We start from the raw sequence: 26,160 nt of genomic DNA, 5'->3' as shown, positions 1-26,160 counted from the left end.
GCAAAAGCGGCGATTGTCCGCATAAATGTCTGCGTGCAGAAGAGCCGACGACGATTAATCTTCGTGCGACAATCGCCACTTGCCCGCAATCATCCGCCAGGAGGCAGCCATGCCCTACCGCCCAAACCCGCGTCGCCCCTTGCCTGTTCAGCTTAGCGCGCTGCAATTGACCGGCAGCATTGCCTTGGGCCTGTGGTTGGGTTTCCTTGCCATTGCGCTGACTTGCTGGCTCGCCTCGTTGCTCTTCAGCCGTCAATTGCAACCGGTGGCGGACGCGGTGCAACAACTGAGCAAGCCTGCGGTAGTCGCCCAACCGCAGCCCGAGCCCGAGCCGCAAAACCGTCTGTTCGAGCAGTACAAAGAAAACCTGCGCAAGAACGAACAGCAGAATCGCCTCGATCAGGCCCGAAGCAGCACGCGCAACCAGTCGAACCCGAAATGCCAGTTCTGGCTCCAGCAGGATCAGACAGCCCCGAGCGAAAAAAGCCGCGCCAACGTCCTGCAATTCTGCGATTGATCATGAACAAGCACGCCGTCCATCAACTAATCCTCGACAAACTGCGCGTCGACCTCGATATCGCCGAACGTGCAGCGCAAACCGCCTACGAAACGGCGACCCACGAAGAGAACATCGCTGAAAACAAGTACGACACCCTGGGGCTTGAGGCGTCGTACCTGGCGGCCGGGCAAGCAAGACGGGTCGAGGAGATCCGCCAGTCACTGGCGGTCTGCCAAAACCTGACGCTTCGGGCCTATGACGATCAACGAGGAATTGAAATCGGCGCCCTGCTCGGCCTGGAAGACGAAAAGGGTCGTGAGCAATGGCTGTTTCTGGCGCCGGATGCGGCAGGCCTGAAGGTCGACGTGGTGGGTCAGCCGGTCACCGTCATCACCCCGCGCTCGCCCCTGGGCAAAAGCCTGCTGGGCAAGTTCGAGGGTGACGAGGTGGAGATTCTTGTAGCGGGCACCCGGCAACAGTTCGCTGTCACCGAGGTGCTGTAGACAGGGGCTTAGTGAACCGGCAGTTCGACGCCTTCGAACAGTTCTTCCAGTTCCTGCTTGTTGTGGCACTGGATGGCCTTGGCCATGACTTCGCGAGTCAGGTGCGGTGCGAATTTCTCGATGAAATCGCACATGAAGCCGCGCAGGAAAGTGCCGCGACGGAAACCGATCTTGGTCACGCTGGACTCGAACAGTTCGCTGGCATCGAGCACCACCAGGTCGTTGTCGAGTTTGGTATCGACGGCCATTTTGGCCACGATGCCGACACCCAGGCCCAGGCGCACGTAGGTTTTGATCACGTCGGCGTCGGCGGCGGTAAACACCACTTTCGGCGTCAGACCACGATGGCTGAAAGCCTCGTCAAGTTTCGAACGGCCAGTGAAACCGAACACGTAAGTCACGATCGGGTATTCGGCCAGCGCTTCGAGGGTCAGCTTCGGCAGCTTGGTCAGCGGGTGGCCCTGAGGCACGACCACGCAGCGGTTCCAGCGGTAGCACGGCATCATCACCAGATCGCCGAACAGCTCAAGCGCCTCAGTGGCGATGGCGAAATCCACGGTGCCGTCAGCGGCCATTTCGGCGATCTGCATCGGCGAACCCTGGTGCATGTGCAGCGCCACGTCGGGGTATTGCTTGATGAAATTGCTGATCACCGGCGGCAGTGCATAACGTGCCTGGGTGTGAGTGGTGGCGATCGACAGGGTGCCTTTTTTCTCGTTGGAGAATTCCTGGGCGATCTGCTTGATGCTTTCGACCTTGCGCAGAATCTCACCGGCGGTGGTGATGATGCGCTCGCCGGCCGGGGTGACGCGGGTCAGGTGCTTGCCGCTGCGGGCGAACACTTCGACGCCCAGTTCGTCTTCCAGCAGACGGATTTGCTTACTGATGCCCGGTTGCGAGGTATAGAGACTTTGGGCTGTAGCGGAAACGTTGAGGTCGTGGTGCGCCACTTCCCAGATGTAGCGCAATTGTTGAAGCTTCATATGAATCCCTCAAAGCAGGTAGACGCCACGGGCATCAGCGACGGTATATAACTATATTAATGGTTTGAAGAATAAATCTAGAACTTTTTTATCAAAACGCCATTATTCCCGCCTCAGCGATCCTCCCGGCGCCGACGCTCCACCAGCGGCACCATGTAAACCGGCACCTTGGACAATTGCAGCAAGCGAGTCGCCGTGCGCCCCAATGGTGTTTCCGCCCCAACCCCGTGGCTGTGACTTCCTACGATCAGCAAATCGACGGAGAGTTTCTGGATCTGGTCGAGAATCACCTGCGACGGATCGCCCTGCAGCACCCGCACCGCACGAATCCGCAGCAGATCCTGCTCGCCGTCATCCCCCAGTTCTTCGCGAAAACTGTCGAGCACCCGCTGCTCGATATTGGCGATGACCGTTTTCAGACCCTGACTGTGAAACTCGTTCAACGCCTGTTCGTCGAGGTAACTCTGCAACACCGATTCGGCAAACAGCCCCATGGGTTCCACCGCGTGCACCACATACAAGTCGGCATTGAATGTTCGAGCCATCGCCAGGGCATGCTGCATCACTAACGGTGCGTACAGACCGAGGTCAGTGGCATACAGCATCGAACGAATCATATGACCTCCTCGCAAGCCAACATGGCGGAGATTTGATTCAGCTTAGCAGTGCCTTGGCGAGTACGACGTGCGACGCAACGTCTTGAAGCACGAGGGCTTTAGACCGCCGGTTCGTTGCTGATGCCGTGGGGAACATGGCCGGTGGCGACCACCTCCCGGGCCAGTTCGCAATGCCCGGCCTGATCGTCGAAAAACACGTCGGCAGCAAAGGCTTCAAGGAACGCCGACTTGGTCAGGCCGCCGAGAAACAGCGACTCGTCCAGACGGATGTCCCACTCGCGCAAGGTGCGGATCACCCGCTCGTGGGCCGGCGCCGAACGCGCGGTGACCAGCGCAGTGCGGATCGGACAGTTATCGTCCGGGAACTCACGCTGCAACAGATTGAGCGCCGCGAGGAAGCCCTTGAACGGCCCGCCGCGCAAAGGTTCACGAGCGGATTCACGCTCCTTGGCCTGGAAAGCTTCCAGGCCGCCAGACTGATAGACCCGCTCCGATTCGTCGGAAAACAACACAGCATCGCCGTCAAAGGCAATGCGCAATTCATCGCTGGCCGCACGGCTCGCACCGCCGGAAAGAATGGTGGCCGCCGCAAAACCGTTATCCAGCGCCGAACGCACGTCTTCGGCGTGAGTGGAAAGAAACAGGTCGCAGCCGAACGCTTTCAGATAAGGATAAGGACTGCGCCCGCCGACAAACGCCGCACGGGAAATCGCCAGGCCATAATGATCAATCGAGTTGAACACTCTCAGTCCGGTATCGGCACTGTTGCGCGACACCAGAATCACCTCGACCCGGGCACGGCCGAGGCGACTGTTGAGGTTGAGCAGTTTTTCCACCAGCGGAAAGGCATCGCCCGGCGCGAGGATTTCGTCTTCGTGCTCGATCTGATATTGCCGATAGGCTTCGACGCCGCTCGACAGGTAGACCTTGTGGCTCTCGCTCAGGTCGAACAAGGCACGGGACGAAATCGCCAGCACCAGTTTGTCATCGATGTTCTTGGCCATGCCTTCCCCCAAATCCCCTCAAAAAACGACTCAGGTGTTACGCCGGTCGATGAAACGCAAATTGCGATACAGCGCCTCGATGCGCGGCAGCTCACAGCCCGCCGCTTTCGCCGCCGCCAAGGGTCGAGCATAGATAGCGTCCAGCTCCAGCGGTCGCTTGTGCAGGAAATCGTGGTACATGCTCGGCCAATAGTCGGGCATTTTCTCGGTCATCATGAACAGGTACTCGGCGTAACCGGGCGGCATGTCATGACCACAGGCCTTGGCGCCCTGCACCACCTCGGCCATCAACGCCTGGATCTGCGCGCGGCTGTCGGCATCGGCCATCAGCGGCGTGGTACTCGCCCCGAGCAACACCGAAAGACCATTGTAGGGAATGTTCCAGACCAGTTTCTGCCAGCGCGCCTGGTGCAGGTTCGGCATCGCCTGGGAGTCGATGCCGGCGGCACGGAACAGTCCGACGCCCTCCTCGACGATCGCCATGCGCGCCGCATCATCGGCTGCCGGCCCGCTGTGATAACCGACGTTGACTGCCCCCAGCGCCTGATGGGTGATGTGACCCGGGCCTTCCCGATGGACGCAGATCAGGCACAAGCCGCCCAGCAAGTGCAGCGAATCGGGCAACACCGCCCGCAGACTGTCCTCGACGTCGAGGCCGTTCTGCAGCACCAGCACCTTGGCATCGGGTTTGGCTGCCTGAATGATCGACGGCGCCAGGCCGGTATTGCTGGTGGTCTTGGCGCCGACCAGCAACCAGTCACAGGGCGGCATGTCTTCAGCCGAAGAATAAGCCTGCACCGGGTTCAGCGTCAGCGCGCCGTGCACGGCGCTGTCGACCTGCAAACCACGCTCGGCGACAGCGGAAAACTCGCTGCGCAGCAAAAAGTGCACATCGAAACCTGCCCGGGCCAGCATCAAGCCGTAAAACCCTCCGATTGCGCCGGTGCCGATAATCCCCACCACCGGTTTATTCACTGCCCCCATCACGGCAACTCCTCTGCAATTCGACCCAGCGCCTGAGCCACGGCTACGTTCAGCTCAGCGGCATTCAGGCGCGTGTGTACTGCCCCAAAGAACTCGCCGTCGCGCACCACGAACAACGCCGGCAAATGAAAGACCTGATAGCGCTCGACCAGACCGCCGTTGTTGCCGGCGTCGATCCAGCACAGGCGATCGACCGCCAACTCCAGCCCCGGCAACACTTCGCGGGCATACCGGCAACTGGCGCAGCCGACACTGGTGAAAATCACCAGCGAAACGCCGCTCATCGCCAGCAGCCGTTGGTCGGCGTCGAAATCGGTCAGTTCCGATTCGAACACTATACTGGGGGAAACAATGTCAAATGGCCGACACAGGGAGTCTGTGCTCATGGGACGGTTTATTCCTCATCCGGATGATGTGCCCGTCGAATTAACGTTACTCAAACCTGAGTGTATTTCGCGGCAACAGCTGCACACTATCAGCCTCGGCGGCATCGCTTGCAATTACCACCGCGCCTGGCGTCACGGCACCGCGCTGCAAGTGCGCATGCCCACACTCAATGCCGACTTTGCCTACCCGGGCTATGTGGCCTGGTGCCTGCGCCGTAAAAAAGGCTATCTGGTGGGCATTGCGTTCACCGATGAGCAGACACTGTTCAGCGCGCGAATGGGTGAGCAGGTGTGTCAGATCGAACGCTACTGCCGAATCAACGATGCCCACGATGATCTGCAGGATATCCAGGCGCGAGCGCTGCAATGGGTCGAGCAGCACGCCGAGGAGTTCTCCCACGACAGCGTTCGCAAGGCTTTTGCGTAACCAGAGCTGGACAGAACAGTGACTTGCCCATTGTCTAGCAGGCGTCTAACGCGATAAGGTTCGGCTCCCCGACGCGCTTAAATCTGCTGTGCTCCGCCGCGCGGGGATCGCTGGCGGCCGGCACCCGTGACCTGACGAGTAAACGATGGCTGATTTACCGATCAACGACCTAAACGTCGCCTCCAACGAGACACTGATCACTCCCGATCAGCTCAAGCGTGATATCCCTCTGAGCGACGCTGCCCTGCGCACCGTCACCAAGGGTCGCGAAGTCATCCGCAATATTCTCGATGGCACCGACCACCGTCTGTTCGTGGTCATCGGGCCTTGCTCGATCCACGACATCAAGGCTGCCCACGAATACGCCGATCGCCTGAAAGTACTGGCGGCGGAAGTGTCGGACACTCTGTATCTGGTCATGCGCGTGTATTTCGAGAAGCCACGGACCACCGTCGGCTGGAAAGGCCTGATCAACGACCCGTACCTGGATGACTCGTTCAAGATCCAGGACGGCCTGCACATCGGTCGCCAGTTGCTGTTGGACCTGGCCGAGAAAGGCCTGCCGACCGCGACCGAAGCCCTCGACCCGATCTCCCCGCAGTATCTGCAGGATCTGATCAGCTGGTCGGCCATCGGCGCCCGGACCACCGAATCCCAGACCCACCGCGAGATGGCTTCCGGTCTGTCCTCGGCAGTCGGTTTCAAGAACGGCACCGACGGCGGCCTGACCGTGGCGATCAACGCCTTGCAGTCGGTCTCCAGCCCACACCGTTTCCTGGGCATCAACCAGGAAGGTGGCGTGTCGATCGTCACCACCAAGGGCAACGCCTACGGTCACGTGGTGCTGCGCGGTGGCAACGGCAAGCCGAACTACGATTCGGTCAGCGTCGCCCTGTGCGAGCAGGCGCTGAACAAGGCGAAGATCAAGCCGAACATCATGGTCGATTGCAGCCACGCCAATTCCAACAAGGATCCGGCCCTGCAACCGCTGGTGATGGAGAACGTCGCCAACCAGATCCTCGAAGGCAATCAGTCGATCATCGGCCTGATGGTCGAGAGTCATCTGAACTGGGGTTGCCAGGCGATTCCGAAAGACCTCGCCGACCTGCAATACGGCGTATCGATCACCGATGCCTGCATCGACTGGTCAGCCACCGAAAACACCTTGCGCAGCATGCACGCCAAGCTCAAGGACGTACTGCCGAAACGTCAGCGCAGCTGACAGCCGTTTCGCAGGCATAAAAAAACGCCGGGCATTGCCCGGCGTTTTTGTGTGTGCGGTGTGAGGTCAGTCAGATCTTGGCGGTGCGCCGCTGATGACGCTCCATGTAACGCTCCACGTAGGAGCACGATGGAATGACCGTGTAGCCCATTTCATCGGCGTACTGCAGTGCCCGTTCGGTCAGGGCTGCCGCGATACCCCGGCCACGCAATGCGTTGGGCACGAAGGTGCGGTAGATATCCAGGGTCTGTTTCCCCAGATCCATGTAGGTCAGGTAGGCACGATGACCGTCCACATTGGTCTCGAACTGATGACCAGCCTGGTCATGGTGGATGGACAACGCCTCGCTCATCACTACTCCTCGCGGGTCTCGAATTCTGACCCCTACCTTACCGATGTTTTCCCGGCGAAGGAACATCTACGCCACCCCGTGCCTGTAGGACACCGAGAAGAACTGCACCGATCTCGCGCAACCCGAGCACGTATCAAATAGTAGGCACCAATGGCGAAAATGCTCAAGGCACACTCGTCATCATGCTGATTGACGGGGCAGCTCCGGTGGACTCAGGTCCGGTTCGGGAGAATCTCGTCCCGAGCCGAAAGGCTGAACATCGCCGGATGTTGAGACTTAAGACGTGCCCGTTTTTTTAAAGTCACCTGAACATGGACAAAGATATGCGAGACGCCGCGCAAAATCGCAACAAAAGTGTGGACGAATCCATATAGACAGACTCTAGCCACTACCTGCAAAACAGCACCTGACAACGGGAACTTTTTCTCATTAACTCGCTCATCTCGGGCCTTGCAGCTGAATATTTTTTATACAACCCAGTTAAAAGTTGCTCGAAAAAGAATCAACGCCTACAATTTTTTTTGCTTCTTGCCTTACGTCAGTTTACTTACTACAAGTAATGGGTAGTATGTACGCCGGCTATTTCCTCAATCGGAGGAGACAGCCACTTAATTGAAAGTCCTTGAAGGGGAACACGATGAACAACGTTCTGAAATTCTCTGCTCTGGCTCTGGCCGCAGTTCTGGCTACCGGTTGCAGCAGCGCATCGAAAGAAACCGAAGCACGTCTGACCGCTACTGAAGACGCAGCTGCTCGCTCCCAGGCTCGTGCAGACGAAGCTTACCGTAAAGCTGATGAAGCTCTGGCTGCTGCTCAAAAAGCACAACAGACTGCTGACGAAGCTAACGAGCGTGCTCTGCGCATGCTGGACAAAGCTAGCCGCAAGTAATAGTCCTTCGGGATTGTTATCAAGCCGACCCGTTTTTCGGGTCGGCTTTTTTTTGCCTGAAATTTTCTTCATGCAATAAAAAACCCGCCGATGCGCAAGCACCGGCGGGTTCTGCTCTTCAGCTTACTGCTGCAGGTCGATCGGCGCGCTCGAGACAATCGGCGCCGAGGTGTTCGGTGTGCCGATTTCGGTTGGCAGGCCATCTTCGGCCGCGACCACATCACGCACCACATCCCAGTTCATGCGCAGGTTGTTGGTGATGTCTTCACGCTTGAGCATCGCGTTGATCACGGAAGTGTGTTTGTCGACCACCGACGGGTTGCCCTTGTCGTCGATCGGGGTGTGCGCTTCCAGATAGACCTTGCCGCCACTGCGACCGAACTTGTACGCATCGTTGATGATCCGCACCGACGTACCCACCGGCACCATGCCGGCCATTTCCAACACATTGTTGTTGAACATGCGGAAGCAGCCGTGGCTGGTGCGCATGCCGATGCCGAACTTCTTGTTCGAGCCATGGATCAGGTAACCCGGAGTACCCAGGGTGAACTTGAACGGTCCCAGCGGGTTGTCCGGACCGGCCGGCACCACGTTCGGCAGCGGATCGCCATCGGCAGCGTGTTCGGCCTTGATGGAGGCTGGCGGTGTCCAGGTCGGGTTCGGTGTCTTGGCGGTGATCGTGGTGTGAGCGATCGGCGAGCCCCAGCCTTCGCGACCGATACCCAGCGGGAAGGTGTACACGACGTTCCGGCCTTTCGGGTAGTAGTAGAGGCGGTACTCGGCCAGGTTGATCACGATGCCTTCACGCGGGCCCGGCGGCAGGATGAAACGGGTCGGCAGGATCACTTCGGTACCCGCACCCGGCAACCAGGCATCGACGCCCGGGTTGGCCGCGACCATTTCCGAATAGCCCAGATCGTAGGTGGTGCCCAGATCGGCAAAGGTGTCTTCGTACTTGGCCTTGATCACCTGCACCTGGCCGATGATGTCTTCACCAGGTGGTGGCAGGGGAAACTCCAATGCGGCAACGGGGCCGGCCACACACAGGGCGGCAAGAGACAGGCAGCGGGTGACGGCAGGAAAACGCGGCAACATCCGGAGAATCCTTCGCAAGATCGACAAGGGTAATAAGAACGCGATTGTACACCGCGCCCAGGGAATTCGGGGAGATGCGCCGATGGGCTGGCAAACTCTTCATGATTGAAGCTACCGCCAGCCCGGACTGCATTCGGAAGAATGGTTGCGCTTAAAGCTCGAAACGCAACTCGGGCCAGATCGGCGAGGTGCCGCGTTTCTGCGACTCCAGAATCGCCCGGCACAGCGAGCACAGGCGCTGATCCTGAAACACCCGGCGATCCACGCTCGACCAGCGCGGTTGCGCCGGCAGCAGACTGCCGCACAGGGTTCGGTCAGCCGAGCCACCGAGCTCCAGTTGACGGGTCACCAGATGCACCCGCACTTCCTGGCAGGCGAACAGATCCAGCTGTTCGTCAGGCTCGATCAGTTGGTAGGCAAACAGGGACCAGGCAGGACGCGGCATCGGGGGCTCCAAATAAGGGGGCGCCACATTAGCCGAAAGCCTGCCGCTAGAAAAGCCTCATAGCAGCGGTTTTAGCGTCGGCCAGACATTTTCCAGCAACTTGCCCTGGGCCCCGGCCGACGGGTGCAGACCGTCCGCCTGCATCAAGTCGGGATGACCGCCGACACCGTCGAGGAAAAACGGCACCAGCGGGATTTTTTTCTCCTCGGCCAGTTTGCCGTACACCTGAGCAAACGCATCGGTGTAGCGCTTGCCGTAATTGGGTGGCAGTTGCATACCAAGCAACAACACCTTGGCGCCCTGTTCACGGGAGCTGTCGATCATCGAGGCAAGATTTTGTTGCAATTGAGTCGGCGGCATTCCGCGCAGGCCATCGTTGCCTCCCAACTCAAGGATCACCAGCTCCGGCTTATGCTCTGCAAGCAGCGCCGGCAGCCGCGCCTGGCCTCCGGCACTGGTATCGCCGCTGATGGAGGCGTTGACCACTTTATCGTCAAAACCTTCGGCCTTGAGCCGCTGCTCGAGCAACGACACCCACCCCAACCGGGTATCCAGTCCGAAACCGGCGCTGATACTATCGCCAACGATCAGGACTGTACCCGCCGCTGCGTTCTGGGCCATGCACATCAAGGCCAGGCCAGCACTCAAAAACCACACACGCATCGGATTCTCCATGGGCGCAAGCATTCTCACCGCGAAGAACCTTAGCAAAGTGGTTCCCAGCGCGGAAGGTGAACTGACCATCCTGCACGAACTCAGCCTGGAACTGAACAAGGGCGACAGCCTGGCCATCGTCGGCGCGTCCGGCTCCGGCAAATCCACCCTGCTCGGCCTGCTCGCCGGCCTCGATCTGCCGAGCAGCGGCGAAGTCATCCTCGCCGGTCAGTCCCTGAGCAACCTCGACGAGGACCAGCGCGCACGCATTCGTGCCGAACACGTGGGTTTCGTCTTTCAGTCGTTCCAGTTGCTCGACAGCCTCAACGCCCTGGAAAACGTCATGCTGCCGCTGGAACTCGACGGCCGCAAAGACGCCCGCGGTCGCGCCACCGAATTACTCCAACGGGTTGGCCTCGGCCAGCGCCTGACGCACTCGCCACGCCAACTCTCCGGTGGCGAACAGCAGCGCGTAGCCATTGCCCGAGCCTTCGCCGCCGAACCGGATGTGCTGTTCGCCGACGAACCCACCGGCAACCTCGACAGCCACACCGGCGAGCGCATCAGCGACTTGCTGTTCGAATTGAATAAGGAGCGCGGCACCACCCTGGTGCTGGTGACCCACGATGAACGCCTGGCCCATCGCTGCCGGCGCCTGATCCGACTTGAAGCCGGCCTGCTGGTCGCCCCCCTGGAGCCTTGATGGCACGTCTGCCGCTGTTGCGTCTGTTCAGTCTTGCCCTGCGCCAACTCCTGCGCGACGCCCGCGCCGGGGAGTTGCGGGTGCTGTTCTTCGCTTTGCTGGTGGCGGTCGCAGCCAGCACCGCCATCGGCTACTTCGGCGCTCGCCTGAATGGCGCCATGACCTTGCGTGCCACCGAGTTTCTCGGCGCAGACCTGGTGCTCGAAGGCAGCTCTCCCGCCCGAACGGAACAGATCAAGAGCGGCACCGAGCTGCGCCTCGATCATGCGCAGATCGTTGAGTTCTCCAGTGTCATCGCCACCGACAACGGCATTCAGTTGTCGAGCATCAAGGCGGTCGACCGCGCCTATCCGCTGCGTGGCGAACTGAAAAGTGCTCCGGCACCGTTTGCTGCCGAAGAGTCGGGCGGCGAACCACAACCGGGGGAAGCGTGGGTCGAATCGCGGTTGCTTACAGCGCTGGACCTGAAGATCGGCGACAGCATCGACGTCGGCATGAAGACGCTGAAACTCACAAGGGTGCTGACTTACGAGCCGGATCGTGCCGGCAATTTCTACAGCCTGACGCCACGGGTGTTGATCAACCTCGACGATCTCGCCGCAACCGGCGTGGTGCAACCCGGTAGCCGGGTGAGCTATCGCGAACTGTGGCGCGGCGAACCCAACGCGCTGGAAACCTATCGTCAACTGATCAAACCGGGACTCGCCGCCAACCAGCGGATTCAGGATGCCCGCGACGGCAACCGGCAGATCGGTGGTGCCCTGGGCAAGGCCGAGCGTTATCTGAACATGGCGAGTCTGGTCGCCGTGCTGTTGGCCGGCGTGGCCGTGGCGTTGTCAGCCAATCGTTTCGCCAGTCGCCGTTTCGATGCCAGTGCGCTGTTGCGTTGCCTGGGTTTGTCTCGCCGGGAAACCATGGTGCTGTTCAGCCTGCAACTGGCGGTACTCGGACTACTTGCCAGCCTCAGCGGCGCCCTGCTCGGCTGGCTTGCGCAGTTGGGACTGTTCGCGCTGCTGCATGATCTGCTGCCGACCGACGTACCGCCGGGTGGCTTGCTGCCCGCATTGGCCGGGATCGGCACCGGGCTGGTGGCGCTGGCCGGTTTCGCCCTGCCGCCACTGGCCGCATTGGGCCGCGTTCCACCGTTGCGGGTTTTGCGGCGGGACATGCTGCCGATTCCGTCGAGCACCTGGATGGTCTACGGCGCAGCGCTCGGTGCATTGGGGCTGATCATGTGGCGCCTGAGTCTGGATCTGCTGCTGACCTTTGCCTTGCTAGGCGGTGGCGTGGTCGCCGCACTGGTGCTGGGTGGTTTGCTGTTGCTGCTGCTCAACAGCCTGCGTCGCCTGCTGGCTCGTGCATCGTTGCCGTGGCGTCTCGGTCTGGGCCAGTTGCTGCGTCACCCGCTCGCGGCGGCCGGACAGTCCCTGGCATTTGGCCTGATCCTGTTGTCCATGGCTTTGATCGCCTTGCTGCGCGGTGAATTGCTCGACACCTGGCAGAACCAGTTGCCGAAAAATGCTCCCAACTATTTCGCCCTGAACATCCTGCCGGCGGACAAACAGGCCTTCACCGATCACCTGATCAATGTCTCGGCCCAGGCTGCGCCGCTGTATCCGGTGGTGCCGGGACGACTGATCAGCATCAACGGCGAAGCGGTGCAGCAGATCGTCAGCAAGGACTCGGCCGGTGATCGGGCGATCCAGCGCGACCTCAGCCTGACCTGGGCTGCTGACCTGCCAGCAGGCAACAAACTCACTGCCGGTGAGTGGTGGAAAGATCAGCCGCAGGACGATGTGCCCGGCGTGTCGGTGGAAGGCAAAGTCGCCGAAAGCCTCAAACTCAAACTCGGCGACCACCTGGTGTTCAGCGTTGGCGGAGTGAATCGCGAAGCGAAGGTCACCAGCCTGCGGGAAATCAACTGGGACAACTTCCAGCCGAACTTCTTCATGATCTTCCAGCCCGGCACCCTGAAGGATTTGCCAGCAACCTACCTGACCAGCTTCTATCTGGCCCCCGGCCACGACCAGCAGATTGTCGAGTTGTCACGAGCGTTCCCGGCGGTGACCATCCTGCAGGTCGAAGCCTTGCTCGAACAGCTGCGCAGCATCCTCGCTCAGGTCACCCTGGCGGTGGAGTACGTGTTGTTGTTTGTGTTGGCGGCCGGGATGGCGGTGCTGTTTTCCGGGTTGCAGGCAACACTCGATGAACGCATTCGCCAAGGCGCGCTTTTGCGTGCGCTGGGAGCGGAACGGCAGTTGCTGGTCAAGGCGCGGCGGATCGAGTTCGGCCTGCTCGGTGCGGTCAGCGGGTTGCTGGCGGCCATTGGTTCGGAGGTCGTCAGCCTGGTGCTGTATCGCTTCGCGTTCGACCTGCCATGGCACCCGCATCCATGGTTATTGGTGCTGCCGTTGATCGGTGCGGCCCTGATCGGTGGTGCCGGTGTGTTTGGCACCCGTCGGGCTCTGAATGCCAGCCCGCTGACAGTGTTGCGCGAGGGTTGATAGACTCCAGCCCTCATTACCACAAGAAGTTGCCATGAGCCGTTATCGCCCTCCCCGCACCGCCGGCACCGCGCTGATCACCCCTGAAGGTGAAGCGCGGATGCGCGCCGAATTCCATGAGCTGTGGCATGTGCGCCGCCCGCAAGTGACGCAGTCGGTCAGCGAAGCGGCCGCGCAGGGCGATCGTTCGGAAAATGCCGAATACACCTACGGCAAGAAGATGCTGCGCGAGATCGACAGTCGCGTGCGCTTTCTCACCAAACGTCTCGAAGCGTTGAAGGTCGTCAGCGAAAAACCGAGTGACCCGAACAAGGTCTATTTCGGCGCCTGGGTGACCATCGAAGACGAAGACGGCAAACAATCGCGCTACCGCATCGTCGGCCCGGACGAGCTGGATCTGAAACTGGGTCTGATCAGCATCGACTCGCCGCTGGCCCGCGCCCTGATCGGCAAGGCGCTGGACGCCGAAGTTCGGGTCCAGACACCAACCGGAGAGCAATTCGTCTACATCGTGGCGATCGACTATCCCTGACGTTTAACGTCGGGTGATCAAGCCCTGGCGCGCAACGCGGGTCAGTTGCCTGATCATTTCCGGAGCGTCGTCGCTGCTCGGTGCCTGAATCACCGCCAGGTCAAAACTGTCATCGGCAAAACGTGCCAGCGACTCGCCGTCTTCGACAAACTGGATCAGGAACGCGGCAGGACCGCCGCTGCGACGTGGCCAGCCATCGAGATAACGCAACAGCGTCGGCTGGTGTTTGCCGCCAAGCAGGATTTTTGGATTGCGCTGGGTGATATGTGCCGTGATCGGCGCGGGACGTGCTGGAGGGCGAAGTGCATTCATCGTGTCGTGTCTCTGCCTCAAAAGTCTGCATGGCAGGTGAGAGGCAACACCGAACCAGCGCTTTAGCGGTATTTCGAAGCCCTGATCCGGCTTCTGACGGCAACTGAAGAATAGTCACCTGGCGCCCCGCAAGTAGCTGTTTAAATCGGCGCATGAGCGGCATCCTAGAGAACGTGACCAGCCAGTGTCAAGAATCAGCCGCAACAAAAAAGGCCCGCACAATGCGGGCCTTTTGCTTGAGCCAGAGCGGTCAACCGGTGATGGCGCGATCCACCGAGAGCTTGCCGGCACCTTCGATCAGCACCGCGAGGCTGCCACCGAGCAGGGCCAGGGCGAACTCGTAACCGTTGTTGGCCATGAACAGACCATTATGGATATGCACCGAGAAGATCGCGACCAGCGACAGAAATACCAGACCCGCTGCTGCCGGCCGTACCAGCAGACCGATGATCAGGGCCAGACCGGCAAAAAACTCGGTGCCGCCGGACAATATTGCCATCAGGTAACCTGGCGTCAGGCCAAGGCTCTCCATGTACTGCGCGGTGCCGGCCAGGCCGTAGCCACCGAACATGCCGAAGAGTTTCTGCGAACCGTGCGCGGCGAAGATCACGCCGACGACGATGCGCAGAACAGTCAGACCGTAGCCAGCGCGGGTGAACAGGACCTTGTTGATCAGAGAGCTCATTTTTCAATTCCTTGTAGTGAGGAGTGCTTGTTGGTTGGCCGCCATATTAATCAGTTAAATTTATGTTAAAAGCGCAAATATTCCGCCATAACAATCAACTTATTAGATCATTTGCGTGAGACAACTTTCTGTCCCCGGGGCTCCAACGACTCCCGCTCCCGGTCGAACGCCAAGTAATACTTGTTCACGCTATTAACATAGCTGACGGCGCCCATGCCCACCTGCTCCATCGCGATGCGCTCGACCTGGAAGAACCACTGATTGGGGTTCAGGCCGCGGCGCCGGGCTTCGGCGCGCATGCCCTGCACACGCTCCGGACCGATGTTGTAGGCGGCCAGCGTGAACGCCATGCGCTCGCGCTCGTTGAGCTTGGGGCTGTTGAAGAACTTGCGGCGGATCATCGCCAGGTACTTGGCCCCGGCCTGCACATTCGCATCGAGATTCTGGATGTTGTTGACGCCGACCCGCTGCGCCGCGGAAGGGGTGATCTGCATCAGCCCGGTCGGGCCTGCGCCGCCGCGCGCGCTGGGTTGCAGCGCCGACTCCTTGAACGCCAGCGCTGCCAGGTTGAGCCAGTCCATGTTCTGCGCTTCGGCATGCTTTTGCAGGGTCGGACGCAGTTTTTCCAGGCGCTGGCGGTCAGCCTTGGCCAATGGATAATGCACCTGATAGAGGCGGCGGTAGATTCGCAGAAACGCCGCGTCTTCGTTCGACGGCGTCTTGTAGCCGGTCAGGAAGCGGTCGATGCTCGCTCGCAACATCGCGGCATCACGCCGAACGAACCAGTATTCCTCGCCCGGTTCGCTGATCATCAACTGCCGGTCGAATCGCAGTTTTGGCAGGATTTTGCCCCAGCGCTCGGCAATCGGTTGCTCGACGATGGTCAGGTGGAATATCCCGCCCTGGACCATTTCCAGCACGTCCTCGACTGCCAACGTAGGATCGACCCATTCGATCTTGATCGGCGCCAGTTTGTGCAGCGCCAGTTTCTGGTTGAGCTGGCTGACCGCCTCCCCCGCCGCGCTGCCGGTGGGCAGCGCCAGGGTTTTCCCGGCGAGTTGCTCGACCTTGGTGTAGCGCTTCTCACCCTTGATGCCGACCAGCACCAGCGGCACGTTACTGGCGATCGGCTCGCTGCTGGCGACCGCGTGGCCCGGTTGCAGATCGAGCAGTTCGCCTGGCGCCACCAGATCGCCTTCGCCGCGTTGCAACGCACCGAGCAATTGATCCTTGGCTTTTGGAATGATCTTGAGGGTGATTTCCTGGCCGTCGCGAGCGTGGCCATTGAGGTACTGCTCAAAGGCACGCAAACGGTGGTATTCGACGCCGATGGTCTGGCCCTGGACTTCGCCGGAGCTGTTGCGGCTCTGGTTGACCAGCACCCGCAGCACGCGGCTATTGCGGATCTCTGTCAGGTCGCGGACCTTGGCGGCCGGCACGGCTTGCAGCGGCCCGGGCAGGCGCGCAACCGCCGTCATCGGCAGCAGCAACGAACCACACAGCAGTAGCAAAACCGAGGGACGAACCATCCACTCTCCGGAAAGAAGACGGGGCGTTTTCACCGCTGAACGGTCACAAAACACCGACGAAAACAGAGCGCCAGAAGCGCTGATAAAGTGCGAGAGACTGGCACAGTGATGGCAACCCTGTCACCCCATCCTGTCTCGCGGCCTCAACAGACAGCCATAAGCCTTTGTAGTTCTTGGCTTTTCTTTTAAATCTACCGCTCTGATATGCTTTCCGGCCTTCGGCCCGAGGTAGCACCATGCAACTCATCGATATCGGCGTCAACTTGACCAACCCCAGTTTCGCCGACAAACACCAGGCTGTACTCGACCGCGCCTACGCCGCTGGGGTCTGTCAATTGGTGCTCACCGGCACCAGCGTCGAAGGCAGCGAACAGGCGCTGGAACTGTGTCAGCAACTGGATCCGGACGGCCAGCGACTGTTCGCCACCGCTGGTATCCACCCACATTCGGCCAGTGACTGGAACGCCGACAGTGCACGGCGCCTGCGCAGCCTGCTGAAGGAATCAAATGTAGTGGCAGTGGGTGAATGCGGGCTGGATTTCAACCGCGATTTCTCGCCGCGCCCGCAACAGGAAAAAGTCCTCGAAGAGCATCTGGCCCTGGCCGTGGAACTGCAATTGCCGGTATTCCTCCACGAACGTGACGCCAGCCAGCGCCTGCTGGAAATCCTTCGCGACTTCCGTGATCAGTTGCCCGCCGCCGTGGTGCATTGTTTCACCGGCGAACAGAAGGCGTTGTTCAGCTATCTCGACCTGGACCTGCATATCGGCATCACCGGCTGGATCTGTGATGAGCGTCGCGGCACCCATTTGCACCCGCTGGTGAAGGAGATCAAACGCGGTCGCCTGATGCTGGAAAGCGATGCGCCGTACCTGCTGCCGCGCACACTGCGACCAAAACCGAAGAACGGACGAAACGAACCGGCGTACCTGACCGAAGTCTTGCGCGAAGTGGCCTTGCATCGAGGTGAAAGCGAGGAAGATCTGGCAGCCCACACCACCGCCTGCGCCCGAGCGTTCTACGGCTTGCCCAGCCTGCCCTGAGCCCGGTCGAACGCGTCACTTGTTGATGCACATCAAGATCCGGGCACCTGCGTAGCGGCACAATAATGGCACCTTGCCAAAACTGTTTCCGCTATCAGAGAAGACCTCCATGGGTGCCTGGCTTAGCAATATCTCGCTGAAATACAAATTCTGGGCGGTCAACGCGGTCGCCTTCGTCACCACCCTGTTGTTGGTTTTGTACGCCGTGCAACTCGAACAGCAGGCCCGCAGCCATGCCGCCCAAGTGTCGGCCCAGGCGCAGGCGCAATTGCTCAAGGCCTGGCCTGCTGGGCAGGCACTGCCCAAAAGCGATCAAGTGCTGACCTTCAAACGCGGTGAGGCGCCGCGTCTCAATGATCAACCGCTGCTGGAAATCACCGACAGCAACGGCTGGGTCGATATAAGCCACTTGCCACTGTTTGGCGAAAATCCGCTGCTCGGCGCCGAGGTGTTCAGCCGCGCCGACGGCCAGGTCGCGGTGATTGCTTTCGCACCGAGCCTGAGCCAGGTGTTCAGTGAGCGTTTCGCCAACTATGCGGTGGCGGTGTTCATTCTGATGTTGGCAATGCTTGGCGCTTCACAGTTGCTGATCCGCTTCCTGCTCAGCCAGCTCAACACGCTCAAAGACGTGATGCTGCACGTGGAAAAAACCGGCGACCTTTCGGCCCGGGTACCTCTGGCCTGCAAGGACGAAGTCGGTCAGATGGCCAATGCGTTCAACGCGATGCAGGCCGGCTACCAGCGGGTGGTCACCACCGTGGCCAACACCGCGCGGCAACTGGACGTCGGCGCGGCGCGCCTGGCTTCGAGCATGAACGAGGTGCGCCACGGCATGCTCGGCCAGCAAAGCGAAACCGATCAGGCCGCCACGGCGATCAACGAGATGACCGCCACTGTCTACCACATCGCCCAGCACGCCGGCGCCACGCGCGACCTGTCGCAAACCGCTGACGGTCTGGCCGGCAGCGGCCAGCAGGTGGTGAGCCGCGTCCAGCATTCGATTGCCGGCCTGTCCAGCGGCGTGCAGCAGACTGCCGAGATGATCCAACGCCTCGCCGAGGACAGCCAGAAAATCAACGGCGTGGTCAGCGTGATCCACAGCATCGCCGAGCAGACCAATCTGCTGGCGCTCAACGCCGCCATTGAAGCGGCGCGCGCCGGGGAAATGGGGCGCGGGTTCGCGGTGGTTGCCGACGAGGTGCGCAACCTCGCCAAACGTGTGCAGACCTCCACCGATGAAATCACCACCATGGTATCGGCGTTGCAGGCCGGCACCCGCGATGCAGTGGACTTCATGCAGGAGAGCTCGTACAAGGCCGACGACTGCGTACAACAAGCGCAAGAGGCGGGTGAAGCTTTGGCGGAAATCACCGGCGCGGTAGCGCAAATGCGCGAAAGCAACACGCAGATTGCAGTGGCGGCGGAACAGCAAAGCCAGGTGGCCGAAGAGATGAACCGCGCGGTGGTGAGCATTCGCGATGTCACCGAAAACACCGTGCAGCAAACCGTGGATTCTGCGACCACCAGTAATGAGTTGGCGACGCTGGCCGGGGAATTGAACAAGGCGATAGGTCAGTTGAAGCTTTAGGGGGCAACATCAGGAATGGCCATTGTCCCTATCACTGCAATAGCCAACCTTGATTCGCCGCCCTGCCCGCCCCGGCCTATTCTTCAACCATGAATCGAACATGAATTGAGGAGCAGCAACATGGGCAAACGTCACCCCAACCTTCCCGCGTGGCAATGGCGCGCGTACCCGGCCAATCACCAGCACCCGACCAATCTGGTGCTGCACCTGATCGCCGTGCCGCTGTTCATCGTTGCGTTTCTGTTGATCGTCTCGGGCGTGTTCAGCCTGAGTCTGGCCAGCGTAGCCATCGGTGTGATCGGGATTGTCGCGGCACTGGGTCTGCAGCGCCACGGCCACAGCCTGGAGGCGCAAGCCTCCGAGCCGTTCAGCGATCGCAAGGACGCGGTATCGCGCCTGCTGGTCGAGCAGTTTCTGACCTTCCCACGGTTCTTTCTCAGTGGCGGCTGGTATCGCGCCTGGCGTGAACGTCACCGCCGTCATTGAGTCAGGCGAAGATCGTCACCGTTTGCCGGCTCATCGCGATCAGTTCACCCTGGGCGCTCCACAGCTTGGCGGCGACGTGACCGTAGCCGTCGGCGGCATACTCGATGTCCGCCAGATACTGGCACCAGTCCAATGTGCTCAAATCGTGTAATGGCTGTACGAACTCGATGGTCCAGGTCAGCGTGCTGCCCGGTGCCGGTTTCTTCAGATACGGCAACAGCGCGGGCGGCCAGGCGTCGACCAGCGCCAGCAGATGCGCCTCGTTGACCGGTTCTTCCTTCACATCCCCACGCAGACGCACCCAGCCCCCCATCAACCGCGATTGATTGCCGGTAAACGGCATGCCGCCGACACTCCAGCGCATCGCCAGATGACGCATGAACTCAGGGGTCACACCCTTGATGTAAGGCAGCTCCTGGCAGTCGTCCCAGTGTTTCATCTCGGGCGCCGGGTACGCTTCAACGGCCACTTCCGACGGGCGCGAAGCACCGAAACTGCCTTGCACCATCGTCACCACCTGACCGTTCTGCACGGCACGCCCAAGCACTTGAATGACCGCTTTGCCTTCGCGCAGCACCTCGACCTCGAAGCTCACCGGCACCTCGGGCTCGACAGGGCCGACAAACGTGATCGCCAGCGAACGCACGGGCCGTTCGACTGGCACCCGAGTGCGCATCACTTCAAATTGCAGCGCGGCAACCAACCCGCCAAAACTCGCCCGGCCCTGCCCCCATTCGGCAGGAATCGTGACCTCGGGTTGACGACGGACAGCATCGATCAGATCGCAAAAGCGCATGGGAACCTCGGACACGAAAAAGGGAGTGACCGGATCTTAACCAGCGCGGCAGAGCGGCGCAGCGTCCATTCCGGTCAAAGAGACTGACAGATAAGACAGCCGCGCCGAGCCATAGAGGTTTTCAGGACTTGAAGCAGGCGGCGCTGAGCTTTTCCAGCACCCGGTCAGCCTTGCTTTCGGCCTTGATCATGGTTGCCTGCCAGGTGGCGACGCAGGGTTGCAGATCCGCTTCCTGCTCGGCTTTGGCCAGCCACTGCCAGCAATCGTGCCAGTCACCCAGGGCGCCCTGTGCCGACTTCAGACGCCTCAGCGCGGGTTTCGGCAGACGATCGAGTTCGGGATAGGCTTCGATGCCGTAACGCACACGCTTGATCAGCAGGCGCAGGCGATGACGGTCGTGGGCCGGATCGTGCAGCGCCACGTCGAGATTCTTCCATTGTTTGCCCAGACGTTTTTCGATGCGCCTGTCGAGATCATTGAGCAATCCCTGACGCTGGGACGCCCGCAGGAAACGCGGAAACGCATCGAGGATCATCAGCAGCGAAACCACTTCCGCACTCGCCGCCAATGCCGGATAAGCCTCGGCCATCTGCGCCATGCGCCGCTGCGCGGCTTCAGGCTGACCATGTTCGAGCAGATACGCCGCCAGCACCTCGCGGTCGCGCCATGGCGTGGTCAGTTGCCCTACGCCGGCTGCCGCGACTTCCAGTTGCTCGACACCGGGCAAACCGCGCAATGGCCGCAACAGACTGCGCAAGCGGCGCACGGTGGTTCGCAGATCATGCAGCGCCTCTGGGTCGGTCCGGGCGGTCAAACGTGCCTGACAGGCCAGCAGCCTGACTTCCAGGCTCAGGACATGAGCCACCAACCGGTCAACCAACGCAGACATTACTCGCTCCTGAATTCAATGGCCCTGCACGAGTGTGCACCTGCGCAAGGCACCAGCACTTGCGCTACGTCAGCAGCTTAGCGCCCGGCGCGGGATTCGCGAATGTAGAAGCGAGCCTTTTCAGCCTTGCTGCTGCAACCTTCGAAACCTTCGAATTGCTGTTGGGTCTTGGCCGCGGTCAGCAACGACAGGGCTTTGGAGTAGCTGACCGTGCCGGCGAAACCCTCGGCCTTGGCCAGATCCAGTTCATGCCATGCCGCGTCGAGCTGGCTGCCGCAGCTGTCGCGGTAGGCGGTCTTGCCGGCGCAACCGGCCAATGCCAGGGCAATCAAGGGCACACAGATCCAGGCTTTCATCACTTACACCTCAAAGATAGGTCAACAGTCGTGCAGTTAAGACGTTTGGGCGGTGAAAAAGTGCCTTGTGCCCCGTGAATCCACCGCACGGCAAAAGATAACGCCAGCGGGTCACGAAGTATCGAAATAACGACGCCATCGCCACCCCGAGCGACCCTGACGATTGTAGCCCGGCCCTCGTTGGGTGCATTGTGGAAACCTGTCGGGAGGAAGTCTGATGAAAAAACGTGTCGCACTAGTGCTGGGCTCCGGTGGCGCCCGGGGCTATGCCCATATCGGAGTCATCGAAGAGATTGAACGGCGTGGTTACGACATCGCCTGCATTGCCGGTTGTTCGATGGGCGCAGTGGTCGGCGGGATCTACGCCGCCGGCAAGCTCGACGAGTACCGCAACTGGATCGAAGGCCTGGATTATCTCGATGTCCTGCGCCTGGTAGACGTGAGTTTTCGTCTGGGCGCAATCCGTGGCGAAAAGGTCTTCGGCCAGATCCGCAAGATCGTCGGCGAGATCAACATCGAAGAGCTGCGAATCCCCTACACGGCGGTAGCCGCCGACCTCACCAATCAGCAGGAAATCTGGTTCCAGGAAGGCTGCCTGCATCAGGCGATGCGCGCCTCGGCGGCAATTCCCAGCCTGTTCACGCCGGTGATGCAGGGCAACCGGATGCTGGTGGATGGCGGGATTCTCAATCCGCTGCCGATCGTGCCGGTGGTGTCGAGCCACTGCGACCTGATCATCGCGGTCAATCTCAACTCGACCAACCAGCGTCATTACAAACTGCCGGTGATCCAGCGCCCCGCCGCGTTTCGCAGCCGCTTCGACAATCTGATCAGTTCGCTGGGTTCGAAGATGCCGTTCCGCCGCACACAAGCCGAGCAATTGCTGCGACTCGAACAGGAGGCGTTGCGCGCCGAGGCCGCCGAGATCAATCCTTGGGTCGAAGGCGCAGAACCTGAAACACAGCAACCGGCCGCCGCTCCCGAACGTGAAGGCGCCCCTAAATCCGCCACCGGTTCGTTCATCATCGACAACGTCGGGCCGGCATCATTGCTGGACCTGATCAACCAGAGTTTCGAGGTGATGCAAACCTCGCTGGCCCAGTACAAGATCGCCGGGTATCCGCCGGACATCCTGATCAACGTGCCGAAGCGGGTGTGCCGGTTCTTCGAGTTCTACAAGGCGCCGGAGCTGATCGCGCTGGGTCGGGAGATTGCCCGGGACACCCTCGACCGCTATGAGAGCGAGCAGAACTAAAGGCTGCTCTCGTTCAACAAACGATAACCAACGCCGGCCTCGGTCACGATAAACCGTGGCCGGGTCGGATCGTCCGCCAGTTTCTGCCGCAGATGTCCGACCACGATCCGCAGATAGTGACTGTCCTCGGTGTGGGTCGGGCCCCAGATATCCTTGAGCAATTGTTGCTGGGTGATCACCCGCCCCGGATGCCGCGCCAGTTGCGCCAGCACGGCGTATTCCTTGCGGGTCAGGGCCACTTCGACGCCGTCGAGCAGCACCCGGCGATACGCCAGATCCACCGTCAGCGGGCCAAACTCCAACGCGGCTTGCTGTGCCTCCCCGGACGGTGCCTGACGCAACAACGCGCGGACCCGAGCGAGAAACTCCTGAATGCCGAACGGCTTGGTCACGTAGTCATTGGCGCCGCCATCCAGCGCCTGGACCTTCTGCCCCTCACTGGCGCGCACCGACAGCACCAGCACCGGCGCTGTGGCCCACTCGCGAAACTCGCGCAGCACTTGCTGGCCATCCATGTCCGGCAGGCCAAGGTCGAGCACCAGCAGATCCGGTTTGTTCAGCGCCGCCTGGGCCAGGCCCTCGGCACCGGTGCCGGCCTCCAGCACTTTGTAGCCTTGGGAAACGAGGCTGATGCGCAGGAATTTGCGGATCTGCGGTTCATCGTCGATGACCAAAATGGTCGCGGTCTGAGTCATGAGTTCACATCAACACAAAAGATTGGCAAGAGAGTAGCGCAGCGCGGATCAGGCTTCACCGTCCATCCCCGGTTGCGGCTGCAAAGGCAGGTGCAGGGTGATGCAAGTGCCGCGTCCATCGATGCCGTCGCCGACACTGATCCGCCCGCCATGGGCGCCGACCATACCCTGACAGATCGCTAGCCCAAGGCCTGTGCCCTGCCCGCCACGATCACCCCGGGCGGCGGTGTAGAACATATCGAAAATCTTCGCTCGCTCATCGACGGGAATCCCCGGCCCTTCATCGCTGACCGAGAAAAACACCTCGCTGTCATCCGCACCGGCGTGCAATTGCAAACGGCCGTGGGACGGCGAAAAACGTGCGGCGTTTTCCAGCACGTTCACCAGCGCCTGTTCGATCAGCGCGGCATGCACGAACAGCAGCGGCAATTCGGCTGGCACATCAGTTGCCACCTGCAACGACGACAACACCGCCCGCAGACGATTGAGCGCACTGCCGACGATGTCCGCCGGCGACACCCAGTCCCGCGCCAGCTTCAGGGCGCCGTGGCCGAGACGGGTCATGTCCAGCAGGTTCTGGATGTAGCGGTCGAGACGCTCGGCTTCATCGCGGGTGCCTTCGAGCAACTCGCGGCGATCCTCCAGCGGGATCGCTTCTCCGAGGGCCAGCAGGCTGTCGATGCTGCCGCGCATCGAGGTCAGCGGCGTGCGCAAATCGTGGGACACCGAGGCCAACAAGGCACTGCGCAATTGTTCGGTTTCGCCGTGCAGGCGCGCGGCTTCCAGGTCATCGGCCAGTTGCGCCCGGGCCAGTGCCTGGGCCAGCGGCTGGCTCAGCGCGGTCAACAGACGACGACGCTGGCCGCTCAAGGTCTGGCCCTCCTTGGCACACACGCCGAGCAGCGCCAACGGCCCGTCTTCCACCGACAGCGGCCACCACCACCAACGGCCGAACGGCAACGTGCCGGTGCCCATGCCCGCCGGTTGATCGTGTTGCCAGGCCCAGTCGGCAGCTGCACGTTCGGATTCGGTAAATTCCAGCGGCCCGCCGGTCTCGACTTTCCAGCCGCCGTGCCCGTCGCGATTGAGCAGGCACAATTGCAGGTCGCTCCAGCCATTGAGGTGCTGTGCGGCCGCGCTGATCACAGCCTGGCGATCCGTGGCGGCGGTGAGTTTGCGTGACAGGTCGAGCAGCTCGGTGGTCTCTTCCTGGGTATCGCGCAACGCCTGCAATTGCCGACGCTGACGCGCCGCCAGGTTGCCGGTGAGCGCCGCCATCAGCAGGAAGAACAGTAAGGTCAGCACGTCTTCTTCGCGCTGGATGGCGAAGGAAAAATTCGGCGGAATGAACAGGAAGTCATAAGTCAGAAACGACAGCGCTGCACAGGCCAGCGAAGGCCCCAGGCTGCTGCGCACCGCCACCAGTAGCACTGCTGCGAGAAACACCAGCGAGATGTTCGGCAACGGCAATACGCTGGACACCGCCCACGCCAGCGCACTGGCCAACACCGTGGCCACCAGCGCCAGCGCGTAGTCGAACCACACCAGTGTCGGCGCCGACCGCTGGCGCGGGGGATGCTGTTTGTCGTCGCTGTCCAGAACGTTGATTTCCAGACCATGGGACTGACGCAGCAAGCGCGCTGCCAGACCGCCGCCAAACAGACGTCGACGCAAACTCGGCCGCGACTGACCGACCAACACCAGACTGGCGCGTCGTTCAGCGGCGTGCTGGATCAAGGTTTTCGCCACTTCGCCGGCCCGCAACAGCACCACTTCGCCGCCAAGCCGTTCGGCCAGTTGCTGGGCGCTTTGCAGGCGCAGCCGTGATTGTTCATCGCGCACGCTGCCGTTGTCGACATGCACCAGGCTCCACGGCAAATGCCGACGCTGGGCGACACGGCTGGCATGGCGCACCAATCGTTCGGCATCGGCATTGCCATCGACGCCGACCAACAGACGTCCACGCACCGCCGGTGCAGCCTGGCCGAGCTGGCGATAGCCTTGGGCAAGATCGTTATCGACTTGCGCCGCCGCGGTCTGCATCGCCAGTTCCCGCAGCGCGGTGAGGTTGGTCTGGGTGAAAAATGCATCGATCGCGGCCCGTGCCTGCTCCGGCACGTAGACCTTGCCTTCGCGCAAGCGCTCGAGCAGTTCTCGGGGCGGCAGGTCGATCAGCAGCAGTTCGTAGGCTTCCTGCAGCACCCAGTCCGGCAGGGTTTCGCGCACCTGCACGCCGGTGATGCCGCGCACCTGATCGTTGAGACTTTCCAGGTGCTGGACGTTGACCGTGGTGTACACGTCGATGCCGGCGGCGAGCAATTCCTGAATGTCCTGCCAGCGTTTGGTGTGGCGACTGCCGGGAGCGTTGCTGTGGGCCAGTTCGTCCACCAGAACCAGTTTCGGCCTGGCGGCGAGCAGGCCGTCGAGGTCCATTTCCTCCAGCGTCACGCCGCGGTATTCCGAGCGCACCAGCGGCAGTTGCGGCAAGCCGCCGAGCAACGCTTCGGTTTCGGCGCGACCGTGGGTTTCGACCACGCCGGCAATGACTTTCACACCCTGGCGCAATTGGCTGTGAGCCGCCTGCAACATCGCGTAGGTCTTGCCTACGCCCGGCGCGGCGCCGAGGAAAACCTTGAGCCGGCCACGGCCGTCGCGGGGCAGGTCTGCTAACAGCGCGTCGGCGCGGCCGGAGTCACTCATGCTTGAAGGTCTCTTCCTGATTGATTC

General features: G+C 61.1%; 29 protein-coding genes. 12 read left to right on the top strand and 17 right to left on the bottom strand.

From position 1 onward, the window contains the following. Positions 1-109 precede the first annotated feature (109 nt). Both ACW9HX_RS04650 and ACW9HX_RS04645 read left to right on the top strand, forming a co-directional pair. Positions 110-517: a hypothetical protein gene (locus tag ACW9HX_RS04650; RefSeq protein ID WP_457379670.1), complete on the top strand. Its 408-nt coding sequence runs from the start codon at positions 110-112 to the stop codon at positions 515-517. Between the two features lie 2 nt (positions 518-519). Continuing rightward, the gene (locus ACW9HX_RS04645) at positions 520-1,002 is read left to right on the top strand and encodes a GreA/GreB family elongation factor (RefSeq protein ID WP_457379669.1); all 483 of its coding nucleotides are present in this window, start codon (positions 520-522) and stop codon (positions 1,000-1,002) included. 8 nt (positions 1,003-1,010) lie between these two features. Here ACW9HX_RS04645 and cysB read toward each other — a convergent pair whose 3' ends face one another. From cysB to ACW9HX_RS04620, 5 genes are all read right to left on the bottom strand, one after another. Beyond that, positions 1,011-1,985 (bottom strand): HTH-type transcriptional regulator CysB, encoded by a 975-nt coding sequence (gene cysB, locus ACW9HX_RS04640; protein WP_007955684.1) that lies wholly within the window; start codon positions 1,983-1,985, stop codon positions 1,011-1,013. 113 nt (positions 1,986-2,098) lie between these two features. Then, positions 2,099-2,602, bottom strand: coding sequence for a universal stress protein (locus tag ACW9HX_RS04635; RefSeq protein WP_457379668.1), 504 nt, complete (start codon positions 2,600-2,602; stop codon positions 2,099-2,101). A 98-nt stretch (positions 2,603-2,700) separates the two neighbouring features. Continuing rightward, entirely contained in the window at positions 2,701-3,606 is a 906-nt protein-coding gene (locus ACW9HX_RS04630) for a 5'-nucleotidase (RefSeq protein ID WP_085730576.1), read from the bottom strand. Between the two features lie 30 nt (positions 3,607-3,636). Continuing rightward, entirely contained in the window at positions 3,637-4,593 is a 957-nt protein-coding gene (locus ACW9HX_RS04625; protein ID WP_457379667.1) for a putative 2-dehydropantoate 2-reductase, read from the bottom strand. Next, a complete protein-coding gene (locus ACW9HX_RS04620) occupies positions 4,590-4,976 on the bottom strand; it encodes a thioredoxin family protein (RefSeq protein ID WP_457379666.1) in 387 nt (128 codons plus the stop codon). Before ACW9HX_RS04620 ends, ACW9HX_RS04625 begins: the two co-directional genes overlap by 4 nt. Here ACW9HX_RS04620 and ACW9HX_RS04615 point away from each other — a divergent pair. Continuing rightward, positions 4,975-5,403: a PilZ domain-containing protein gene (locus tag ACW9HX_RS04615; protein WP_085730573.1), complete on the top strand. Its 429-nt coding sequence runs from the start codon at positions 4,975-4,977 to the stop codon at positions 5,401-5,403. The genes ACW9HX_RS04620 and ACW9HX_RS04615 overlap by 2 nt on opposite strands. A 145-nt stretch (positions 5,404-5,548) precedes the next feature. After that, a complete protein-coding gene (locus ACW9HX_RS04610) occupies positions 5,549-6,625 on the top strand; it encodes a 3-deoxy-7-phosphoheptulonate synthase (protein ID WP_007908583.1) in 1,077 nt (358 codons plus the stop codon). A gap of 70 nt (positions 6,626-6,695) precedes the next feature. On the opposite strand, the gene ACW9HX_RS04605 is transcribed toward ACW9HX_RS04610, so the two are convergent. Continuing rightward, a complete protein-coding gene (locus ACW9HX_RS04605; RefSeq protein ID WP_007955658.1) occupies positions 6,696-6,977 on the bottom strand; it encodes a GNAT family N-acetyltransferase in 282 nt (93 codons plus the stop codon). A gap of 637 nt (positions 6,978-7,614) precedes the next feature. Here ACW9HX_RS04605 and oprI point away from each other — a divergent pair. Further along, positions 7,615-7,866, top strand: a complete 252-nt coding sequence (oprI, locus tag ACW9HX_RS04600) for an outer membrane lipoprotei OprI (protein WP_003199355.1) — start codon at positions 7,615-7,617, stop codon at positions 7,864-7,866. A 123-nt stretch (positions 7,867-7,989) separates the two neighbouring features. On the opposite strand, the gene ACW9HX_RS04595 is transcribed toward oprI, so the two are convergent. From ACW9HX_RS04595 to ACW9HX_RS04585, 3 genes are all read right to left on the bottom strand, one after another. Next, a complete protein-coding gene (locus tag ACW9HX_RS04595) occupies positions 7,990-8,961 on the bottom strand; it encodes a L,D-transpeptidase family protein (protein WP_457379665.1) in 972 nt (323 codons plus the stop codon). A 151-nt stretch (positions 8,962-9,112) separates the two neighbouring features. Further along, positions 9,113-9,406 (bottom strand): hypothetical protein, encoded by a 294-nt coding sequence (locus ACW9HX_RS04590; RefSeq protein ID WP_003226812.1) that lies wholly within the window; start codon positions 9,404-9,406, stop codon positions 9,113-9,115. Between the two features lie 57 nt (positions 9,407-9,463). After that, positions 9,464-10,069 carry an arylesterase gene (locus tag ACW9HX_RS04585; protein ID WP_457379664.1) on the bottom strand — a complete coding sequence of 202 codons (606 nt, stop codon included), beginning with the start codon at positions 10,067-10,069 and terminating at the stop codon, positions 9,464-9,466. Positions 10,070-10,079: 10 nt separating this feature from the next. Here ACW9HX_RS04585 and ACW9HX_RS04580 point away from each other — a divergent pair, with 10 nt between their 5' ends. The 3 genes from ACW9HX_RS04580 to greB are packed head-to-tail and all read left to right on the top strand — an operon-like array spanning position 10,080 to position 13,799. Beyond that, on the top strand, positions 10,080-10,763 hold the full coding sequence (locus ACW9HX_RS04580; RefSeq protein ID WP_085730571.1) for an ABC transporter ATP-binding protein: 684 nt from the start codon (positions 10,080-10,082) through the stop codon (positions 10,761-10,763). Then, the gene (locus ACW9HX_RS04575; RefSeq protein WP_457379663.1) at positions 10,763-13,267 is read left to right on the top strand and encodes an ABC transporter permease; all 2,505 of its coding nucleotides are present in this window, start codon (positions 10,763-10,765) and stop codon (positions 13,265-13,267) included. Before ACW9HX_RS04580 ends, ACW9HX_RS04575 begins: the two co-directional genes overlap by 1 nt. A 34-nt stretch (positions 13,268-13,301) precedes the next feature. Beyond that, positions 13,302-13,799: a transcription elongation factor GreB gene (gene greB, locus ACW9HX_RS04570; protein WP_003226818.1), complete on the top strand. Its 498-nt coding sequence runs from the start codon at positions 13,302-13,304 to the stop codon at positions 13,797-13,799. 3 nt (positions 13,800-13,802) lie between these two features. On the opposite strand, the gene ACW9HX_RS04565 is transcribed toward greB, so the two are convergent. From ACW9HX_RS04565 to ACW9HX_RS04555, 3 genes are all read right to left on the bottom strand, one after another. Beyond that, positions 13,803-14,111: a class I SAM-dependent methyltransferase gene (locus tag ACW9HX_RS04565; protein WP_457379662.1), complete on the bottom strand. Its 309-nt coding sequence runs from the start codon at positions 14,109-14,111 to the stop codon at positions 13,803-13,805. Positions 14,112-14,361: 250 nt separating this feature from the next. After that, positions 14,362-14,796 (bottom strand): DoxX family protein, encoded by a 435-nt coding sequence (locus ACW9HX_RS04560; RefSeq protein WP_457379661.1) that lies wholly within the window; start codon positions 14,794-14,796, stop codon positions 14,362-14,364. Positions 14,797-14,903: 107 nt separating this feature from the next. Beyond that, a complete protein-coding gene (locus ACW9HX_RS04555; RefSeq protein WP_457379660.1) occupies positions 14,904-16,325 on the bottom strand; it encodes a transglycosylase SLT domain-containing protein in 1,422 nt (473 codons plus the stop codon). 236 nt (positions 16,326-16,561) lie between these two features. Between ACW9HX_RS04555 and ACW9HX_RS04550 the strand changes: the two genes are divergently transcribed. The 3 genes from ACW9HX_RS04550 (at position 16,562) to ACW9HX_RS04540 (ending at position 19,442) form a co-directional block, all read left to right on the top strand. After that, positions 16,562-17,368: a TatD family hydrolase gene (locus ACW9HX_RS04550; protein WP_457379659.1), complete on the top strand. Its 807-nt coding sequence runs from the start codon at positions 16,562-16,564 to the stop codon at positions 17,366-17,368. A gap of 109 nt (positions 17,369-17,477) precedes the next feature. After that, positions 17,478-18,956 (top strand): methyl-accepting chemotaxis protein, encoded by a 1,479-nt coding sequence (locus ACW9HX_RS04545; RefSeq protein WP_457379658.1) that lies wholly within the window; start codon positions 17,478-17,480, stop codon positions 18,954-18,956. Positions 18,957-19,076: 120 nt separating this feature from the next. Continuing rightward, entirely contained in the window at positions 19,077-19,442 is a 366-nt protein-coding gene (locus tag ACW9HX_RS04540) for an Mpo1-like protein (RefSeq protein WP_085730565.1), read from the top strand. A gap of 1 nt (position 19,443) precedes the next feature. Here ACW9HX_RS04540 and ACW9HX_RS04535 read toward each other — a convergent pair whose 3' ends face one another. The 3 genes from ACW9HX_RS04535 to ACW9HX_RS04525 form a co-directional block, all read right to left on the bottom strand. Next, the gene (locus ACW9HX_RS04535) at positions 19,444-20,238 is read right to left on the bottom strand and encodes an acyl-CoA thioesterase (protein WP_457379657.1); all 795 of its coding nucleotides are present in this window, start codon (positions 20,236-20,238) and stop codon (positions 19,444-19,446) included. 121 nt (positions 20,239-20,359) lie between these two features. Next, complete coding sequence (locus ACW9HX_RS04530; protein WP_457379656.1) at positions 20,360-21,127, bottom strand: CHAD domain-containing protein; 768 nt, start codon at positions 21,125-21,127, stop codon at positions 20,360-20,362. Between the two features lie 77 nt (positions 21,128-21,204). Beyond that, positions 21,205-21,483 (bottom strand): hypothetical protein, encoded by a 279-nt coding sequence (locus ACW9HX_RS04525; RefSeq protein WP_129394926.1) that lies wholly within the window; start codon positions 21,481-21,483, stop codon positions 21,205-21,207. A gap of 217 nt (positions 21,484-21,700) precedes the next feature. Here ACW9HX_RS04525 and ACW9HX_RS04520 point away from each other — a divergent pair, with 217 nt between their 5' ends. Next, positions 21,701-22,738 carry a patatin-like phospholipase family protein gene (locus ACW9HX_RS04520; RefSeq protein WP_457379655.1) on the top strand — a complete coding sequence of 346 codons (1,038 nt, stop codon included), beginning with the start codon at positions 21,701-21,703 and terminating at the stop codon, positions 22,736-22,738. Here ACW9HX_RS04520 and ACW9HX_RS04515 read toward each other — a convergent pair. Both ACW9HX_RS04515 and ACW9HX_RS04510 read right to left on the bottom strand, forming a co-directional pair. Continuing rightward, the gene (locus ACW9HX_RS04515) at positions 22,735-23,433 is read right to left on the bottom strand and encodes a response regulator (protein ID WP_457379654.1); all 699 of its coding nucleotides are present in this window, start codon (positions 23,431-23,433) and stop codon (positions 22,735-22,737) included. The genes ACW9HX_RS04520 and ACW9HX_RS04515 overlap by 4 nt on opposite strands. A 48-nt stretch (positions 23,434-23,481) precedes the next feature. Next, positions 23,482-26,133 carry a DUF4118 domain-containing protein gene (locus ACW9HX_RS04510; RefSeq protein WP_457379653.1) on the bottom strand — a complete coding sequence of 884 codons (2,652 nt, stop codon included), beginning with the start codon at positions 26,131-26,133 and terminating at the stop codon, positions 23,482-23,484. Positions 26,134-26,160: the final 27 nt, after the last annotated feature.

This window comes from Pseudomonas sp. SDO52101_S400 (assembly GCF_054071635.1).
The sequence above is the reverse complement of the archived record's forward strand: the minus strand, read 5'-3'. Positions and strand labels throughout refer to the sequence as shown.